The sequence below is a fragment of the Vaginella massiliensis genome (genome assembly GCF_900089075.1).
Lineage (GTDB): Bacteria > Bacteroidota > Bacteroidia > Flavobacteriales > Weeksellaceae > Weeksella > Weeksella massiliensis_A.
In genome coordinates this window covers 699,151-717,097 of sequence record NZ_LT593747.1, presented here as the reverse complement: position 1 = coordinate 717,097, position 17,947 = coordinate 699,151, and the positions used below count along the sequence as shown (strand labels likewise).

The window sequence follows — 17,947 nt, the reverse complement described above, 5'->3', positions numbered from 1 at the left end:
TAATACGATACGTGTGAAATTTTATAAAATTCTTCTGGCATCGTCCATTTTGATGGCTTTGTCGTGTTCAACCCAATCTTATCAAGTCGATCGGTATCATTATACTCAAAATCAGGTGGTAGACGAGCGAGTAGCAGACGATCAGCTTATTACCGATATGATTGTACCATACAAACAAGAAATGGATCGGCAAATGAACAAAGTTATCAGCTATACGCCCGTAAATCTTACCAAAAACGGCTTCGAATGTTCACTTTGTAATCTCACAGCAGATTTGACGCTCGATTATATCACAAAGCATTTCGAGGGACAGGGAGAAAAATTTCGGGCAGATGCGATTGTTCTCAATTATGGTGGTTTGAGAAGATCATTCTCAAAAGGTGATCTTACGATCGGTAACGTCTATGAACTATCGCCATTTGAAAACGAAATGATGATTCTGACTTTGCCAGGTGCTGCCGTGCAAGAAATGATCGAGTTTCTGTATACCCAAAACGTAGGTCATCCTATCGCCAATATGCAGATCAATTCTCTGCAAGATGTGGTCATCAACGGTGAAAAATTCGATCCGAACAAAACGTATAAATTCGTAACCAACGATTATCTCTACAACGGTGGCGATAAAATGTATTTTTTTGCCAAAGCTACCGATGCGGTCATGCTCAATCTCAGATTGCGTGATTTGTTGTTGGAGCAATTCCAAAAGTATAAAACCTTGAATGTTGATGAAAAACCTCGAATTGTAAAGTAATGAAAAGAAGAGAATTTATATTAAAATCTGCAGCAGCTTCTACATTGCTGATGTTGCCATCGATCGATTTGTTTGCAGGCGACGCTTCGGTAAAGAAAATCACGCTTTTGCACACCAACGATCAACATTCGAGAATAGAACCTTTCGAGCTTTCTAAAAATGCCGAAACTTCGGGCAGAGGCGGTTTTGCAAGAAGGGCAACCATGATTCATCAGATCAGGCAACAAGAAAAAAATGTTGTGTTGCTCGATGCAGGAGATGTTTTTCAAGGGACGCCTTATTTCAATATGTTTGGTGGCGAATTAGAGTTCAAACTCATGTCGAAAATGGGATACGATGTCGGAACTTTGGGCAATCACGAATTCGATAATAGATTAGAAGGACTCAAAAAACAATTGCCACATGCCAAATTCGACATCATCAATTCGAATTATGATTTCACCAATACCATTTTAGAAGGGCAGATCAAACCCTATAAAATCTTGATAAAAGACGGTGTGAAAATCGGTGTTTTTGCAGTGGGTGTTGAGCTGAAAGGAATTGTAGACCCAAGAGCCTATCAAGAAACGGTTTACCTAGATCCCATCGAAATTGCCCATGATATGGTGAAAAAATTACGAGAAGAGGAGCATTGCGATTTGGTCATTTGTCTTTCACATTTGGGCTATGAATATTCAACCAATCAGGTGAGCGACAAGGTGTTGGCAAGGTCAACTTCTGGCATCGACATTATCATCGGAGGGCATACGCATACTTTTTTACCCGAGCCACAGGTTTTCAAAAATAGGGTAGGAGAAGATGTTTTAATCAATCAAGTTGGATGGGCTGGTTTGTTTTTGGGTAGAATCGATTTCTATTTCAAAAAAGGAAAGAAAATTCAAACGCAAACCTATGCGTTAAATTTGTTGGAAGTGAAGTAATTATATTTGAAATATAAACGGTTGAAATTGATTATTTCAATACATGAAAATTGTGACGATATGGACAAACAGCTTTTCGATTTTTTGACCGATTTGAAGAAACATAACAATCGCGAATGGTTTACCGAACACAAATGCGAGTTCGAAACGGCAAAGTCACACGCCAATCATTTTTTCGATGAGTTGTACACCGAATTGTCACAATACGATGATTTTCAGCCACTCAAGATTTATCGCATCTATCGAGATGTTCGTTTTTCTAAAGACAAATCGCCTTACAAACTGCATTTCAGTGCTTTGTACAGTCGAAAACAACCTCAAAATAGAGGCAGTTTCTATGTTCATCTGCAACCTGGCGAAAGCTTTGTAGGAGGTGGTTTTTGGGGACCAGAAAAGGAAGATTTGCTTCGGATAAGAAAAGCGATTGAATTTGATGATGAATTTTTGAATATTTTAAACGATAAAGATTTAAAGTCAAATTTTGGTGAGCTAACGGGAGAACAATTAAAATTAATCCCAAAAGGATTCGACAAAGCGCATCCTCGAGCAGAACTCCTCAAATTCAAACAATTTTTGTTGACGAAGTCCTATCCCGATCAAGTTGTTTTCGAGGCTGATTTTTTACAGCGCATCGTAAACGATTATCAGCATTTACAACCCTTTTTCCGATACATGACCGAGGTTTTGACGACCAACGAAAACGGCGAATCATTATTCGAGCTTTGAGCCTGATAGTTTAGCCGAATTGTACTATTTTTGTAAAAATTATAGTTTTTTGGAAGAGTTTAAGATGATTGCCAAAACCTTTTTTGGTTTTGAAGAAATATTAGCAAAAGAAATTCAGGCTTTGGGCGGACGCGATGTTCAAATTCGAAACCGCATGGTTGAATTTTACGGTGACAAAGGATTTTTGTACAAAGCAAATTATAGCTTGCGAACGGCCTTGCGCATCCTCAAACCTGTGATGACTTTTTCGGTAAAAAATGAACATCAACTCTACGATCGTTTGTCCAAATTTCATTGGGAGAATTTTTTAGATGTCGATCAGACTTTTATCATCGATTCTACGGTGAATTCAGACTATTTTACCCATTCGCATTACGCAGCGCTGAAGGTGAAAGATGCTTTGGTAGACCGTTTCAACGATAAATTTGGTAAGCGACCAAGTGTCGAGAAATACAATGCAGACATCAGGTTCAATCTGCATATAAGCCACGATAAAGTGACCTTGTCGTTGGATAGCTCAGGTGAATCTTTGCATAAGCGAGGTTATCGTGTAGAAACTGGTCCAGCGCCGATAAACGAAGTGCTTGCAGCAGGTTTGTTGAAGATTGCAGATTGGGACGGAAAAGGAAATTTCTTAGACCCGATGTGCGGTTCTGGAACTTTGTTGATCGAAGCTGCCATGATGGCAAATGAAATTCCGGCACAGTTGCACCGCAAACATTTTGCTTTTCAGAATTGGAAGGATTATGATGAAGCCTTGTTTACCGCAATTCGTAATTCGAGGTTGAACCGCATCAAAGAATTCAATTACAAAATTGTTGGATACGAAATAAGTCCGATGATGATAAAAATTGCAGAACAAAACATCATCTCGGCAGATTTGAAAGATTTTATAGAAGTAAAATATCAAGATTTTTTCGAGTCCAAAAAAGATTTGTTTCCCGTCTTGATGGTCTTCAATCCACCTTACGATGAGCGTTTGGCAAACGACAATCCTGCGTTTTACAAACAAATCGGCGATACACTCAAAAATCATTATCCCAACACTTTGGCTTGGTTCATCACAGCAGATTTAGACGCAAAGAAATATGTAGGGTTGCGACCGTCGAAGAAATTGAAGATTTTCAACGGAAAATTGGAGTGCGATTTTTTGCAATATGAAGTCTACGAAGGATCTAAAAAATTGAGTAAAAAAAATCCGCATGAGTAATATTCAGACATTTGTAGAAGAGTTTTTTCAGAATGATAAAGTCCTGATTTTACAGTCGGTCGATGGTTTTGCGATTTCTTTTTCGGAAGATTTTGAATATGAAGACGAAAGTCAGCTCGAGGTGATTTGTTTTTGGTCATCAGCAGAGCGAGCAAAAGAAGCGAGAAAAGGACAATGGGAAAATCACCAACTTGTTGAGCTTGCCTTTGGCGAATTTGTAGAGCAATGGCTGATTGGGATGTATGAAGAGGTTTCTTTGGCTGGGATAAATTTCAATGCAAACGGAGAAGGCGAGGAGGTTTTACCCTTAGATTTGATGTTAGAAATTGCCAATTACGGCATTCGAAATCAATCGGCAAAAAGGTTGAATCACTTCAAATCTTTCGACGAATTGCGACAACAAATTATCGAACTGAAAGAGAGCGAAAATTAACGAAATTGCGTTTTGGATATTCGATTTTCTATAATAATTGCAGTTTATGAGCGACAAGACGAACTTGCCGAATTGTTGGCGAGTCTAGCGTTGCAAACGCAAAAAAACTTCGAAGTCATTGTTGTTGATGACGGCTCGCCAAACAGACTCGACAAAGTTGTAAGGCAATTCCAATCGCAATTGGATATTCATTATTACTATAAAACAAATTCTGGTCCTGGTTTATCTCGAAATTTTGGCATGGAAAAAGCCCGAGGTGATTATTTTATTTTTCTCGATTCAGATACGATTGTTCCGCCGCATTATCTCGAAGAGGTGAAGCGAGAGATGGCTGTAAATTATGTAGATGCTTTTGGTGGTCCAGATGATGCCGACGAAAGTTTCAACAATTTGCAAAAAGCCATTACTTTTTCGATGACTTCGATGCTGACCACAGGTGGAATAAGAGGAGGAAAGAAACAATTGTCGAAGTTTCAACCTCGAAGTTTCAATATGGGAATCAGCCGAAAGGCATACCAACTCACCAAAGGTTTTGCCCAAATGCGTGTAGGCGAAGATCCAGACCTGAGTATGCGAATTTGGGAAAACGGATTGGAAACCCGACTTTTTCGGCATGCGAAAGTTTGGCACAAAAGAAGATCGACGCTCAAAAGTTTCGCCAAACAAGTTTTTCAGTTTGGGGTAGCACGACCAATTCTCAATCATCGCCATCCGCAGTTTACCAAGCTTACCTTTTGGTTTCCGAGTGTGTTTTTTCTCGGGAGTATTTTGGCTTTTGTGTGCTTTGTTTTATCGTTTTTGGTAAGTGCCGACTTGGTCATTTGGTTTAGGCTTCCCATGGTGTTGATTCTTTTTTATGTGGTACTCATTTTTGTTAGTGCCAGTGTGCGTTTTGCAAGTGTAAAGGTAGGATGGCTCTCGGTGATCACGACCTTTGTTCAGTTTTTTAATTATGGCTATGGTTTTTTGTTGGCACAGTTTCGCTTGAATATTTTAAGACAAAAGGCAGAGAAAGCTTTTCCGAGCCATTTTTATCAATCCTAAAAAAAAGAAGCCGTCTCGTTTATAAAATCGGGACGGTTTTTTTATGATTAAAAAATTGAGGTCAAAAACCAACTCAATTTAATAATTTAGAAAAAGATGAGTTATTATTCTTGTTTACGCACTCATCTTTTTCAGATTATGAGCTAAAGCATGCAATCCGAACTCTAATTCCACTTTTTCAATTCCTTTTAGGGTAAATCTTTTGAAGTTTCGGTTGTGTTTGAGTTGGGCAAATGTAGGTTCGACATCAGCAGTTCTTTGTTTTCTTCTTATTTCTCCGATATCGGATGTGAGAAGTTCTCTTGCTTTTTGTTTGTGGTATTCTAATTTATGGTTCCTTTCTACTGTCCTGTTGTTTTTCCCCTTGAAGCACTGGCTTCTGAGCGGACATCCATTGCAGTTTTTAGCGCTATAACAACTATAGGTTTGCTTATATCCTGACTTTGTTTGGACTTTTCGCTCACCGCGCTTTTCCATACGTTGTCCCATCGGGCATACATAAAAATCTTGCGCTTCATTATAATAGAGTGAGTCTCGTTCAAAGGGTTTGGGATTTTTTCTTTTCTTTGATTTGCCTTGTTCTTGGTCAAAGGTGTTGAACTTTACAAAGGCTTTGATTGCTTTGTCCTCCAAAAGTTCGTAATTTTCTTCACTTCCGTATCCTGCATCTGCGGTGAGTTCTTCGGGAAGCTCATTGTAGAGTTTTTTATGGTTTTCTAAATGAGGTTTTAAAGTATGAATGTCGTTGGTGTCTTGATGTAAGGTATAGTTGACGATGATTTGGTTTTCGGTGCTGATTTGTGCATTGTAGCCGGGTTTTAATTGTCCGTTCTGCATGTGGTCGTCCTTCATGCGCATAAAGGTCGCATCGGGATCGGTTTTGCTGTAGGAGTTGCGTTCTTGTAGTAACTTTTCTTGTTCTTGGTATTTCTTTAAGTTTGGCGCAAAATTCTTTTGGATGTAACGGGATTTGGCTTTTTTCTTTGGATCGTCAGACTTTTCTTTTAGGATTCGGTTGATTTTATCTGCGGCTTGTTGGACTTTTTCAGGATCAAGTTTTTTGAACTCCGGTGGCTCGGGATCTTGGTCTTCTTCATCAGCAACGCACTGCGCGTATTGCCACATATCCTCTAATTGTTTGATCATTTTCTCCCGATTGGTCTTGATGGAATTTCCCCAGACAAAGGTGTATCTTCCAGCTACCGATTCTATTTTGGTGCCGTCTGTATAAACTCGTTTGAGACTCACTAATTTTTCTTCTGCCAAAAGCAATACCACTTGTTTGAAGATGTCTTTGAATACGGCTTTTAACTTATTGCTTCGAAATCGGGCTATCGTATTATGGTCGATGCTTTCTCTACCAGAAAGCCACATAAAGTTTATGTTCTCATTGAGGGCTTTTTCGATCTTTCTACTGGAATAAATATTGTCCATATAAGCGTAAACCATCACTTTGAGCATCATTTTAGGATGATAACTAGGATGACCTTCCCGACTGTAAGTTTCTAAAAGAGGTTTTAAGTCTATCTTCTCAACTACGTTGTTTACGATTCTTACTGGATGATTAGTCGGAATTAATTCTTCTATCGAAGGTGGAAATAACCAGTTTTGGGATTGGTTATATTCTTTAATTCTATAGTTCATTTCGCTGAAAATTAAGTAGTTAAATATAGTGAATTCTATATTAATCACCTAATAATCAATTCATTATTTATATAAAAAAACCGCCTCAGTTGTGAGACGGCTTCTTTTAATATTTTATAAAGGATTTTATTCCTTCAACAATTGATCGATCAAATCATTAATTTCATCATCGTTCCAATCTCTTGTTTTGGTTTCGTGCAAAACGATTTCTCCTTTTTTATTCAAAATATAAGTCGTCGGAAAAACCTTTGGCAACATCGCCTCAGAGAGCGGACTCGCTGGTTCATACAAGGGCATTGTCAATTGGTGTTTTGTTGCAAAATTGAGGATGTTTTTCGGTTTGTCTTGTATGGCTATCAGCACAAATTCTACATCATTTTTGCGATTGTTGTACAAATTCTGAATGGTTGGCATTTCTTCTACACAAGGCGGACACCAACTTCCCCAATAGTTGATGAATACCACTTTGTTCTTTGATTTCAACTCTTTAAGGTTGGTGTTTTCGGCTCCGTTATACCCGGTGAGTTCGACATCAAAATCTTCGTCAGATAAGGTGCGTAAGCCAGCAACATGCGATTTATCTTCTATTTTGTCTTTGAATATGCTACCAAGCGGAGTGTAAAATATTGCAGCGATAAAGATTACAAACAATGCGATCAAAAATAAGTGCGTCTTCTTCATTATTTCATCAAACTTAGAATTTCGGTTACGATATCTATGCCTTTGTTTTCGTTATAATAGATTTGCAAATCTTCATGGAAATCGTCTTTCGAATAGCGATCCGGATTTTCTTTGTAGCGTTTCAACAATTCCATACCATGAGCAGTACGCGGACCAAAGCGAAAGATTTCTTTTCCTTCTTCGTCCAATGCTACCAAAATCGGAATCGAGATAGAACCGTTGGTTTTGTAATTTTCCATCAGATTTAGATTTTCGTCACGCGAGATATAGCGGTCTTCTATATTCAACTTCTGAGCGAGATGGTGAATGACTGGCACGATATGCGAAGCATCGCCACACCAACCCTCTGTAATGGTAAGAAATCGAACGCCTGCGCCATTCGCTGTGTTTAATTCTTTTTCTAAATTCGCATCAAATTTGAAGGTTTTGTAAACACGATTCATGCGTTTCAGACCAAGTGAATAATATTGTACAAAGTCATTCGGGTCGCCTTGTTCGACCAAATCTTCTAATTGATTTTCTGTTTTTTCGATGTATTGCTCGTAAGAAAGAGCGCGCTGGTAAAAATCGTTCAAATTCAACATGGTATTCAAGAAATATATTTTTGTAAAGATACAGAAAAATTAAGTTTTTTTTTGACTGATGATAAATTCATAAATTCGTAAAAGAATTGCCTGCCATGTATCAGAATCTTTTGAAAACTCCGATCGAATACCTCAAAGGTGTGGGACCAGAACGAGCCAAATTGCTACAAAAAGAACTGAAGATATTTCGCTTCGAAGATTTACTCCATCATTTTCCTTTTCGGTATGTTGACCGTTCGACCTATTACAAGATAAAAGATTTGGTGCCGAGTATGGCCGAAGTGCAAATTGTTGGAAAAATGACAAGTTTGGAGGCTGTGACTACAGGTAAAAAGAAACGATTGGTGGCAAAATTTGTCGATGACACTGGGCAGATGGAATTGGTATGGTTCAAATACACCAAATGGCAGATCGAAAAATTGCAAAAAGACCTCAATAAGCCCGTGGTGATTTATGGCAAACCCAATATTTTCAACAGTACCTTCAGTATGGTGCATCCAGAAATTGAAGAAATCGAGCAAGCAAAATCGATTCCGTTGGGTTTGTTTCCAGTCTATCCGAGCACCGAATTGTTGGGTAAAAAAGGCGTGAGCAATCGCATCATACAGAAAATGATGTTACAACTTTTTCAAGAACACTTGATGATCGAAGAGAATCTACCCGATTCGGTGATTCAGAAATTCAATCTCATCAGTCGGGTAAAAGCCTTTTCGCAAATTCATTTTCCAAAAACACCTAACGAATTGCAACAGGCAGAAACGCGACTGAAATTCGAAGAGTTTTTCTTTATGCATCTGAGTTTGTTGCTGAAAAAAATGAACCATCAACAACAATTTAGAAGCAATCCTTTTCCGATCGTAGGAAAATATTTTACCGAATTTTACGAAAATCATTTACCGTTCGAGCTTACCAATGCACAAAAACGCGTAATCAAAGAAATTCGTCAAGACTTGAGACAATCCAAGCAAATGAATCGTTTGTTGCAAGGAGATGTAGGAAGTGGTAAAACGATGGTTGCATTGCTCACTATGCTGTTGGCTGTGGACAACGGATTTCAGGCTGCGTTGATTGCACCGACCGAAATATTGGCACAGCAACACTATCAAGGAATCAAGAATTTTTTGGCCAAGATGGATGTTGAGGTTGAATTGCTCACTGGCTCGACCAAAAAGAAAGATCGAGAACGTATCCATCAACATCTTTTAGACGGACGATTGTATATTTTGATCGGGACGCATGCCTTATTAGAAGATGTGGTGCAGTTTAAAAATTTGGGACTTACGATCATCGACGAACAACATCGATTTGGTGTAGCGCAACGAGCCAAATTTTGGCGAAAAGCGAAGTTGCCACCCCATATTTTGGTGATGACCGCTACCCCCATCCCAAGAACTTTGGCGATGAGCTTGTATGGCGATCTCGATATTTCGGTGATCGATGAGTTGCCACAAGGCAGAAAACCGATCAAAACTATTCATCGAACCGATGCTCATCGTTTACAACTCTTCAAATTTGTACGAGACGAAATTGCAAAAGGACGACAGATCTACATTGTTTATCCGTTGATCGAAGAATCGCAAAAATTAGATTTAAAAGATTTGATGGACGGATACGAAAGCATTACAAGAGAGTTTCCGTTACCTGAATATGCAGTAGGAATTGTTCACGGAAAACAAAAACCCGCTGAAAAAGATTTCGAAATGCAACGTTTTAGCAAAGGTGAAACGCAAATTTTAGTCGCGACTACGGTGATAGAAGTTGGTGTAAATGTCCCGAATGCTTCGGTGATGATCATCGAAAATGCCGAGCGTTTCGGACTCTCACAACTGCATCAACTTAGAGGCAGAGTGGGGCGTGGAGCAAAGCAGAGTTATTGTGTATTGATGACCAAAACTCAACTCAACGACGTTTCCTATCAGCGCATTTCAACAATGTGCAAGACCAATGATGGTTTCCAAATTGCCGAGGTCGATTTGCAACTCAGAGGACCAGGTGATTTGATGGGAACACAGCAGAGCGGAATTTTAGATTTCAAAATAGCAAGTCTTACCAAAGACAAACAATTGGTAGAAATGGCAAGGCAAGCTGCAGAATTCGTATTGAAGGCAGATCATACTTTATCGCGCTTGGAAAATGCTGCAACGAAGAAGTTTTTCTTTGAAAATCATCGAGATAAACTGGCGTGGTCACAAATAAGCTAACGATAGAAATAATGTTTGGTTTGGGATTTGCTGTATAATATTCATCAAAAAAAATAATAAAATGTTGAATAGCATATTGAAAAAAATAGGAAATCGAAAACCAGAATCTAAAATGGGAAGTCTTGCCTTGGCAGCAACTACTGGCATTACGGTAGCTCGTTCGCTTGGTAAACGATCGATTTATGGCGCACTTGCAGGAATTGGGTTAAGCCTAATCGCTAAAAAATTGAAGAACAACCGAAAGGATAAAAATCTTGATTTCAGCGATAAATCTCCAACGGGAACGAAATCGAAATTATAAAATTAAAGCCGCCTCAAAACTCAGGCGGCTTTAATTTTATTTAATTCTATTAATTATTAATCTCTTCGTCCGCCCATTGCCATCATCACGAAATACAACAGTTGTGCAAGCGAACCAACAGCAGCTACCACATAAGTCATCGCCGCAGCATTCAACGAGTCTTTTGCTCCTGCGTATTCATTTGGTTGAACAATGTTTCGAGATTGCATCCACGCCAATGCTCTTTTAGAGGCATCAAATTCTACAGGTAAAGTCACAAAAGCAAATAAGGTAGTCACAGCAAATAAGGCAATACCAATCCAAAGTAAAGTTGCGTTTTGCGACGATGCAAAAGTGGCAATACCGAGGATCAAAATCCACTGATTCAATCGACTGGCAATATTAACAATTGGCACCATTTTCGATCGCATTTGCAACCATTGGTAAGCTGTTGCGTGTTGTACAGCATGTCCTACCTCGTGTGCTGCCACAGCTGCCGCAGCCGCATTGCGTTCGTGGTAGACAACTTCTGATAAATTTACTGTTTTATTTGCAGGGTTGTAATGATCTGTTAATTGTCCAGGAGTCGAAATCACTTTTACGTCTGTAATACCGTTATCCATTAGCATTCGTTCGGCAATTTCTTTTCCGCTCATGCCATTCGATAAAAATACCTTAGAGTATTTTGCAAATTTACTTTTTAGCCTCGAACTCACTACCCAGCTCGCAAGCATAATCAGTCCAATAATTACATAATAAGTTCCCATTTTTTTTGATGATTAAATATTTTTCGTGGCTAAAAATACAAAAAGTATTCCAACTAAAATGTTAATCTTTTTTGAACGACAAACTGCCAGAAGATGAGCTTTCTGGTGTTTTATGACGGATGATAGATGTCAAATGTTCCGTCTTGGTAGAAAAATATTATTTTTTCGACATTTTTCTTCACACGAATTTTTTCATCGGCGTGGTCTAAATCTTCGGATTCCGATGTTTTTTCGGAAGTCTTATCAGTATTTACGATTGCATTGGATTCAGGCGGAGTTTCTAATGATTTATCGTCTTCTTCAAAATCAAGCTCCAAGACTTTGTTTTCGGTTTCAGTAGAAAATAGAGCAGGAGCGTGGTCATGTGCATCATCTGTTGCAGCAAAATTTTTATGCTCTTCTTCGGCATTTTTTATCATTTCACCTTCGCCAAAAATAAGCCAATCGGTATCGATTTCTGGATACGTTGTTTTTATTTTTTTTATAAAATCTAGACTCGGTTTGTTTCGACCAGAAAATAGGTGAGACATGCTCGAACGTTGCACGTCAATTTCATCTGCAAATTCTGAGGGGCTGAGACCCAAAAAGTCGAGGATTTTCTGCAATCTGTCAATCATGGCAGTATTTACTTTTGTTATTAACTTTTACAAATGTAAACAATAAAAACGAATGATCAAAATAGTATTAAATTAATAAACTGACAGGGATCTAAAAGTTTAATTAAAATCTTACAAAAACCTCATTTTTAAATCATTAAATATTGTAATTATATTTATTTTATTTTTGAATTGTTAAAATGTCAAAAAAGCAGATAAATACCAAAATTTGTTAATTACAAATGTAATTTACAAAAGTAAAATTTGAATTTTCTTTGATTTAAGCCAGCAAAATTTGAAATTGAACTCCTCGTTCATCTATAAAATTTGAAGCCTTTAAATCGAAAAAAAATATTTCGGAGTGATGGAGTTTTAATCATTAAATTTGAATACAGAAATTTGAACGATGAGATTAAACGCAGTAGAATTAGATCGAAAATATGAGCAATTCAGATTGGATGATATTGACCAAAAATGGTTTCGAATCGAGGATTTGGAAAAAGCGCTCGAGCGATTGAATATTCCTAAATATATCGTGGGGCATTCTTTTCTTAGAAAACCGATTTACAAAATAAGTGGTGGAAATGGCCCAAAAAAAGTGCTGATTTGGTCGCAAATGCACGGAAACGAATCTACAGGAACTAGAGCGATGCTCGATGTTCTGAACTATTTTGGGCGAAACAAAAGTGAAATACTGGATTTGCTGAGCTTCGATTTTATACCTATGCTCAATCCAGATGGTGCCGAGTTTTATACCCGTAGAAATGCGGTAGGTATCGATCTGAATCGTGATTTTTTAGCAAAACAATCGGTAGAGTTGCAGGTTTTGTTGGACGTTGTAGAACAGGGCGATTATGAATTTCTCTTCAATCTGCATGATCAACGCACCATTTTCAATGTGGGGCATACCAGCGAAACAGCGACAATTTCTTTTCTTGCGCCGTCTTACGATGCAGAACAATCGGTGAATGCGGTCAGGCAAAAAACAATGGGTGTTATCCAGTATATGAATCAAGGTTTAGAACAGCTGATTCCGGGTAAAATAGGGCGTTATTCTGCTGAGTTTTATCCAAGCTCAACGGGAGATAATTTTACCAAAGCCGGATATTCTTGTGTTTTGTTCGAGGCCGGACATTTTCTAGATGATTATACGAGAAATTCGACACGAAAATACAATGCAATCGCACTGCTTTTGGGTTTGGAAAGTATTGCTATTCAAGATTATAATAATTTTGACCTTTACGATAAAATACCCGAAAACAGTCAGCGATTATTAGATGTGATTTTGCGCAATGTGCAAGTAAAAAACGGAGAAAAATCGGTCTGTATGGATTTAGGATTGTATTATGAAGAGTATATCGATCAGAATGAACTGAAAACCAAAGGTGTTTTTCAAGAAATTGGCGATCTTAGTCGGTATATTGGTTTGCGAGAGTACGACTGCAAGGGTGAGCTTTATGTTGGAGAATCTCATCCGTTTCCGAGATTTATGAAGGCAGAAACCTTCCGAGTTGGAAATCTATATTTCGAAAATGGCTTGAAAATATGATAATTTTATACCTTTAAACTCGAAATATATAAATTATGAAAAAAATATTGGCAATCTCTGTAGTGGCTTTAGCTTTATTGATTTTGAATAGTTGCGAAGGCAATAAAGTGATGAATCGAGTAGTGAAATATGAACACAACGGTACCACTGAAATGATTTTGTTGGGCGAATTTGAAAAAAGTCAATTGCTTACCAAAAACTTCAAATCATGGTACGAAGAGGAATACAATTCCTATCCGCTAGATTCAGAAAAAATAGCTCGGCTGAAAAAATACAGTAAAGATTATTCGATGGAAATTTTTCTAGGAACCTGGTGTCCAGACAGTCAGCGCGAAGTTCCAGCCATGCTGAAAATATTAGAGGCGATCAACTTCCCAGACGGTCGAATGAAATTGTATGGCGTGAACCGTGATAAGAAAAGTTTCTATGGCGAAGAAATGAACAAAGATATTCGATGGGTTCCAACTTTTATCATTTACGAAAAACGTCAAGAAATCGGGAGAATTGTAGAATCTCCGTCAGGAAATAGTTTGGAAGAAGATTTGCTTAAAATATTCTCGAAAGAAGATTATACACCAAATTACGCAGAAGATTGAAAAAGTTAAACACAACCCTTGGGCTTGTCATCATCGTTTTGTTGAGTATCATTATTGTTCTGCTGTTGTTCAAACAATGCAGGGCCGATAAATCTGATTCGCACTCGCATGTGATTGCGTATCAAATCGAGCGGATGAATAAAATGATTGTTGCAGAGCAGCAATATTCGGATGTCTATACCTATCGTTCTAAAAAATCGTTACCAGGTTTAGAAAAATTTTATAGTGCCGATAAAAAAATCACCATGCTCATCAATGCCAAAGCACAGGCTACGTACGATTTGTCTAAAATGGATTTGGAATTGGATTCGGTGAATCGTAGGATTATTTTACGGTCGATTCCTACAGTGCATATCGAGTTGTATCCCGATGTTCATTTTTTCGATTTAGATCAAAGCATTTTCAATAAATTTGAAAAAGGCGAATTGAATACGGTAAAACAAAAAGGTGTAGAGCACATCAAAAAAATGGTGAACGAAACAGAACTCAAAAAACAAGCTCATGATCAGCTGTTGTTGAATCTGAGTGAGTTGTATACAATTGCACATATGCACAATTGGACGTTGGTAGACCAAACACCTTATGCAGACGAGCTGAAAGCAATAAGCAATATTGCTAAATAGAAAAAATACACGCTCTAAAACTCCATCTCGTCTAGTGTATTTTATCAAGGTTCAAACTTTGATGAAGCAAATTGATAACTTTTGTTTTTAGATAGCTTTTGTAACTTACCTACTAAACCTTTATCTTTGGAAAAGTTGAAAAAATAAAAAGAAATTATGCGTAAATTATTTATCAAAACATCACTTTTGATGAGTTTGTTTGCCTTCAGCAATACATTCGGACAAGGCGGAGGAATGTGGATTCCAACAGAATTGAACGAGAAAGAAATGAAGGAAATGGGATTGAAAATCTCTGCAAAAGATATCTTCAGTAATGGCGATAAAAGTATAAATAATGCTGTAGCACATTTTGGTGGAGGATGCACCTCTGAGGTCATTTCTCCACAAGGATTATTGTTGACCAATCATCACTGTGGTTATGGGCAAATACAGCAACACTCTTCATTGGAACACGATTATCTGAAAGACGGTTTTTGGGCAAAAAACTTAAACGAAGAGTTGCCAAACAAAGGTTTGACGGCGACATTTATCATCGATATTAAAGACGTTACAGCTCAAATCCTGAAAGGAGTAACCGAAAACTCTACCGAAGAACAACGAGCTGTAATCGTAAAACGAAATATCGACCAATTGGTGAAAGCGACCAAAATTCCCGCTCATCAAGAGACGTACGTAAAACCATTCTATAAAGGTAACAAGTATTACCAATTCTTTACCGAGACTTACCGCGATGTGCGTTTGGTTGGTGCACCACCATCTGCAATTGGTAAATACGGGAGCGATACCGATAACTGGGTTTGGCCAAGACATACAGGAGATTTTGCGTTATTTAGAATTTATGCCGATAAAGACAATAAACCAGCAGATTATTCGCCAACAAATATTCCGTACAAACCCAAACATTATTTATCAATCAACATAGCAGGTGTGAAACCTGGTGATTTTACGTTTGTCTATGGATTCCCTGGCGTGACTGATGAATATTTACCAGCGTCATCGTTAGCGCAAATTCAAGATGAGATCAATCCGGCTCGTATTGGAGCTCGTACCATTGCTTTGTCGCATATCGACAAGAAAATGCGAGAAGACGATGCTACACGCATCAAATATGCTTCGAAACAAGCGCGTATTTCTAATTCTCACAAAAAATGGATTGGAGAGAAATTGGGATTAGAGAAAAGTAATGCGGTACAGAAAAGAAAAGAGTATGAGCAAGAATTTCTAAATCGAATTCAAAAAAATAAAAACAATTCAACCTACAAAAGCATCATCACACAATTGGATGAGTTGAACAAAAAAAATGCTGATTATGCTGTTGCAAACACCTTGTTCAGCGAAGTTTTTAGCGCCAATTCTGAAACGCTTCGTATGGCATTGTCGTTGAATGCTTTGGCAAACGCTTATGGTAAAGAGAATTACGAAGATGTAAAAAAACGAACCATCAATTCGCTCACCTCTTTACACAAAGATTACGATGCTTCATTAGATAAAATAATTACCGAAGAATTGGTTGAATATTTCAACATCAAAACGCCAAAAGCTTTACAGTCTCCAAAAGTTTACACCAAAGAAGAAGTTGCCAATGCGCTGAATAATACCATAGTAAATGGTACGGCAAGCATCCAAAATGTTTCGCTAATCGGACATTTAGATGAAATCGCAAAAAACGACCAACAGTTGATAGACGCCATCAACAAAGATCCTTTGGTATTGATGGTTCGCAATTATCTCACTCATTATCAGAACAATATTTCACCAGTTTATTTGGCAAATCAAACCGAAATGAATCGTTTGATGCGTACCTATATGAAAGGGCAGTTGCAAACTTTCCCTGATAAGAAAATTTTCCCTGATGCCAATTCAACTCTGCGGGTAACTTACGGTAAAGTAAACGGTTATCGACCTAAAGATGCCGTGAATTATGAACCCTTAACGTATATGGATGGCGTAATCGAAAAATATGTTCCAGGTGATTACGAATTCGATTTGCCACAGCAATTGATCGATTTGTATCGTAAAAAAGATTTTGGGCGCTATGCAGACAAAAACGGGAAATTACCTGTGAATTTTATAGCAACCAATCATACCACTGGAGGAAATTCGGGAAGTCCAGCCTTGGATGCGCAAGGAAATTTGATCGGATTGAACTTCGATCGTGTGTGGGAAGGAACCATGTCTGATTTGAATTATGATCCCGAAATTTGTCGAAATATCATGGTTGATGTACGCTATATTTTGTGGGTAATCGAAAAATATGGAAAAGCGAACCATTTGATTAAAGAGATGAAAATCGTCAATAAATAAATTTTAACCCTTCGAAACGAAGGGTTTTTATTTTGGATTTTTTTTGACGTAAATTTGCATAGGATTATAAAAACAGAAATACATGAAAAAAATATTTACTTCGCTTTCATTTTTAGCATTAGGTACTTTGGTATTTGGTCAGAATTTGCAGGATGAAGCAACAATTCTCAACCAGGAGGCTGTGATTTTCAACAAAGAAACCTTGGTGAATTGTAATGTAGAAAATCCGCAAAGCGTGTTAGCCTCTGGTTATAACGGAATTATAGGAGAACAAAAATTAGCAGCAGATCTCAAAGTTGCAGAAGCGACAGAATTGAGTATTTCATCTATTGCGTTCAACTTCATTTCATTCGATAGCGACAATACCTTTATCAACTCTGTAAGTATAGAAGTTTATGAATCTGTTTTTGACCAAGAGTCCAATCTTTTAGTACCAGGGAATCTCATTCAACGTATCAACGATGTCCCTGTAAGTAGTCATACCATCAGAGGATATATTAACGCAGATTCTGGTCGTGCAAATGTGCGAAATTACGTCTTCAACCTTTCGACACCATTGGTTATTTCTTCCGACGTAGAGAAAACCTATTGGATTGCCTTCACCGATGCAAAACTTTCTGCTACACCACAGATATCAACCTATATGGGGACGACTAATATAATCAATTCTGAGCATTCAGATCTGACGTTGGATTTGGTAACGAACAAATGGAAAAAAATTCAAAACAATGCAGGAACTCCGTTCGATTTGGTTTTGAAAATTACGGCAAATTGTGAAAATTTAGGAATAGAAGATTTCCAACAGTACAAAACTTCAATCTATCCAAATCCGGTAAACGATCAATTGGCTGTAGAAGGTAAAAATGTAGAAAATATTGAGGTTTACAATATCGTAGGGCAAAAAATGAAGCTAAAATCAGAAAAAGTTTCGGCTCAAAAATCAATCATAGATGTAAAATCGCTCGAAGCTGGCGTGTACATCTTAAAAGCCAACATCAACGGAAGCGTCGAAACCTTGAAATTCATCAAAAAATAATA

Annotated in this window: 18 protein-coding genes; 13 read left to right on the top strand and 5 right to left on the bottom strand. The window is 37.8% G+C overall.

What is annotated here, in order from left to right; all coding sequences use genetic code 11:
• Nucleotides 1-13 precede the first annotated feature (13 nt).
• The 6 genes from BN8061_RS10715 (at nt 14) to BN8061_RS10690 (ending at nt 5,084) form a co-directional block, all read left to right on the top strand.
• Complete coding sequence (locus BN8061_RS10715) at nt 14-751, top strand: 5'-nucleotidase C-terminal domain-containing protein (protein ID WP_154662309.1); 738 nt, start codon at nt 14-16, stop codon at nt 749-751.
• Nucleotides 751-1,671, top strand: a complete 921-nt coding sequence (locus BN8061_RS10710; protein ID WP_068599161.1) for a bifunctional metallophosphatase/5'-nucleotidase — start codon at nt 751-753, stop codon at nt 1,669-1,671. Before BN8061_RS10715 ends, BN8061_RS10710 begins: the two co-directional genes overlap by 1 nt.
• Nucleotides 1,672-1,731: 60 nt before the next feature.
• Nucleotides 1,732-2,397: a DUF2461 domain-containing protein gene (locus BN8061_RS10705; protein ID WP_068599611.1), complete on the top strand. Its 666-nt coding sequence runs from the start codon at nt 1,732-1,734 to the stop codon at nt 2,395-2,397.
• Between the two features lie 64 nt (nt 2,398-2,461).
• A complete protein-coding gene (locus tag BN8061_RS10700) occupies nt 2,462-3,607 on the top strand; it encodes a THUMP domain-containing class I SAM-dependent RNA methyltransferase (RefSeq protein WP_068599159.1) in 1,146 nt (381 codons plus the stop codon).
• Nucleotides 3,600-4,040, top strand: coding sequence for a DUF2750 domain-containing protein (locus BN8061_RS10695; RefSeq protein WP_068599157.1), 441 nt, complete (start codon nt 3,600-3,602; stop codon nt 4,038-4,040). The genes BN8061_RS10700 and BN8061_RS10695 overlap by 8 nt, the downstream gene beginning before the upstream one ends.
• Before the next feature lie 18 nt (nt 4,041-4,058).
• Nucleotides 4,059-5,084 (top strand): glycosyltransferase family 2 protein, encoded by a 1,026-nt coding sequence (locus BN8061_RS10690; protein WP_068599608.1) that lies wholly within the window; start codon nt 4,059-4,061, stop codon nt 5,082-5,084.
• 114 nt (nt 5,085-5,198) lie between these two features.
• Here BN8061_RS10690 and BN8061_RS10685 read toward each other — a convergent pair whose 3' ends face one another.
• The 3 genes from BN8061_RS10685 to BN8061_RS10675 form a co-directional block, all read right to left on the bottom strand.
• Nucleotides 5,199-6,728, bottom strand: coding sequence for an IS1182 family transposase (locus BN8061_RS10685; RefSeq protein ID WP_068596427.1), 1,530 nt, complete (start codon nt 6,726-6,728; stop codon nt 5,199-5,201).
• Between the two features lie 126 nt (nt 6,729-6,854).
• On the bottom strand, nt 6,855-7,409 hold the full coding sequence (locus BN8061_RS10680; RefSeq protein ID WP_068599155.1) for a TlpA family protein disulfide reductase: 555 nt from the start codon (nt 7,407-7,409) through the stop codon (nt 6,855-6,857).
• Nucleotides 7,409-7,993, bottom strand: coding sequence for a thioredoxin family protein (locus BN8061_RS10675; RefSeq protein WP_068599152.1), 585 nt, complete (start codon nt 7,991-7,993; stop codon nt 7,409-7,411). The genes BN8061_RS10680 and BN8061_RS10675 overlap by 1 nt, the downstream gene beginning before the upstream one ends.
• A 95-nt stretch (nt 7,994-8,088) precedes the next feature.
• Here BN8061_RS10675 and recG point away from each other — a divergent pair, with 95 nt between their 5' ends.
• Nucleotides 8,089-10,194, top strand: a complete 2,106-nt coding sequence (gene recG / locus BN8061_RS10670; protein WP_068599150.1) for an ATP-dependent DNA helicase RecG — start codon at nt 8,089-8,091, stop codon at nt 10,192-10,194.
• Between the two features lie 61 nt (nt 10,195-10,255).
• Complete coding sequence (locus BN8061_RS10665) at nt 10,256-10,495, top strand: hypothetical protein (protein ID WP_068599148.1); 240 nt, start codon at nt 10,256-10,258, stop codon at nt 10,493-10,495.
• A 56-nt stretch (nt 10,496-10,551) separates the two neighbouring features.
• Here BN8061_RS10665 and BN8061_RS10660 read toward each other — a convergent pair whose 3' ends face one another.
• Both BN8061_RS10660 and BN8061_RS10655 read right to left on the bottom strand, forming a co-directional pair.
• Nucleotides 10,552-11,241 (bottom strand): zinc metallopeptidase, encoded by a 690-nt coding sequence (locus tag BN8061_RS10660; protein WP_068599146.1) that lies wholly within the window; start codon nt 11,239-11,241, stop codon nt 10,552-10,554.
• 110 nt (nt 11,242-11,351) lie between these two features.
• Nucleotides 11,352-11,858: a helix-turn-helix domain-containing protein gene (locus tag BN8061_RS10655; protein ID WP_068599144.1), complete on the bottom strand. Its 507-nt coding sequence runs from the start codon at nt 11,856-11,858 to the stop codon at nt 11,352-11,354.
• Between the two features lie 385 nt (nt 11,859-12,243).
• Between BN8061_RS10655 and BN8061_RS10650 the strand changes: the two genes are divergently transcribed.
• The 5 genes from BN8061_RS10650 (at nt 12,244) to BN8061_RS10630 (ending at nt 17,945) form a co-directional block, all read left to right on the top strand.
• Nucleotides 12,244-13,386: a M14 family zinc carboxypeptidase gene (locus BN8061_RS10650; RefSeq protein ID WP_068599142.1), complete on the top strand. Its 1,143-nt coding sequence runs from the start codon at nt 12,244-12,246 to the stop codon at nt 13,384-13,386.
• 35 nt (nt 13,387-13,421) lie between these two features.
• Nucleotides 13,422-13,982 (top strand): thioredoxin family protein, encoded by a 561-nt coding sequence (locus BN8061_RS10645; protein WP_068599141.1) that lies wholly within the window; start codon nt 13,422-13,424, stop codon nt 13,980-13,982.
• Nucleotides 13,979-14,605: a DUF4230 domain-containing protein gene (locus BN8061_RS10640; protein WP_068599138.1), complete on the top strand. Its 627-nt coding sequence runs from the start codon at nt 13,979-13,981 to the stop codon at nt 14,603-14,605. The genes BN8061_RS10645 and BN8061_RS10640 overlap by 4 nt, the downstream gene beginning before the upstream one ends.
• Before the next feature lie 156 nt (nt 14,606-14,761).
• Nucleotides 14,762-16,909, top strand: a complete 2,148-nt coding sequence (locus BN8061_RS10635) for a S46 family peptidase (protein ID WP_068599137.1) — start codon at nt 14,762-14,764, stop codon at nt 16,907-16,909.
• 82 nt (nt 16,910-16,991) lie between these two features.
• A complete protein-coding gene (locus BN8061_RS10630) occupies nt 16,992-17,945 on the top strand; it encodes a T9SS type A sorting domain-containing protein (protein ID WP_068599135.1) in 954 nt (317 codons plus the stop codon).
• Nucleotides 17,946-17,947: the final 2 nt, after the last annotated feature.

What these genes read in the sequence shown, in the direction of transcription:
- BN8061_RS10645 (WP_068599141.1), top strand. Translation starts at nt 13,422, where the DNA reads ATGAAAAAAATATTGGCAATCTCTGTAGTGGCTTTAGCTTTATTGATT.
- BN8061_RS10630 (WP_068599135.1), top strand. Translation starts at nt 16,992, where the DNA reads ATGAAAAAAATATTTACTTCGCTTTCATTTTTAGCATTAGGTACTTTG.
- BN8061_RS10680 (WP_068599155.1), bottom strand. Translation starts at nt 7,409, where the DNA reads ATGAAGAAGACGCACTTATTTTTGATCGCATTGTTTGTAATCTTTATC.
- BN8061_RS10655 (WP_068599144.1), bottom strand. Translation starts at nt 11,858, where the DNA reads ATGATTGACAGATTGCAGAAAATCCTCGACTTTTTGGGTCTCAGCCCC.
- BN8061_RS10650 (WP_068599142.1), top strand. Translation starts at nt 12,244, where the DNA reads ATGAGATTAAACGCAGTAGAATTAGATCGAAAATATGAGCAATTCAGA.
- BN8061_RS10660 (WP_068599146.1), bottom strand. Translation starts at nt 11,241, where the DNA reads ATGGGAACTTATTATGTAATTATTGGACTGATTATGCTTGCGAGCTGG.
- BN8061_RS10675 (WP_068599152.1), bottom strand. Translation starts at nt 7,993, where the DNA reads ATGTTGAATTTGAACGATTTTTACCAGCGCGCTCTTTCTTACGAGCAA.
- recG (WP_068599150.1), top strand. Translation starts at nt 8,089, where the DNA reads ATGTATCAGAATCTTTTGAAAACTCCGATCGAATACCTCAAAGGTGTG.
- BN8061_RS10705 (WP_068599611.1), top strand. Translation starts at nt 1,732, where the DNA reads ATGGACAAACAGCTTTTCGATTTTTTGACCGATTTGAAGAAACATAAC.
- BN8061_RS10700 (WP_068599159.1), top strand. Translation starts at nt 2,462, where the DNA reads ATGATTGCCAAAACCTTTTTTGGTTTTGAAGAAATATTAGCAAAAGAA.
- BN8061_RS10635 (WP_068599137.1), top strand. Translation starts at nt 14,762, where the DNA reads ATGCGTAAATTATTTATCAAAACATCACTTTTGATGAGTTTGTTTGCC.
- BN8061_RS10685 (WP_068596427.1), bottom strand. Translation starts at nt 6,728, where the DNA reads ATGAACTATAGAATTAAAGAATATAACCAATCCCAAAACTGGTTATTT.
- BN8061_RS10695 (WP_068599157.1), top strand. Translation starts at nt 3,600, where the DNA reads ATGAGTAATATTCAGACATTTGTAGAAGAGTTTTTTCAGAATGATAAA.
- BN8061_RS10665 (WP_068599148.1), top strand. Translation starts at nt 10,256, where the DNA reads ATGTTGAATAGCATATTGAAAAAAATAGGAAATCGAAAACCAGAATCT.
- BN8061_RS10710 (WP_068599161.1), top strand. Translation starts at nt 751, where the DNA reads ATGAAAAGAAGAGAATTTATATTAAAATCTGCAGCAGCTTCTACATTG.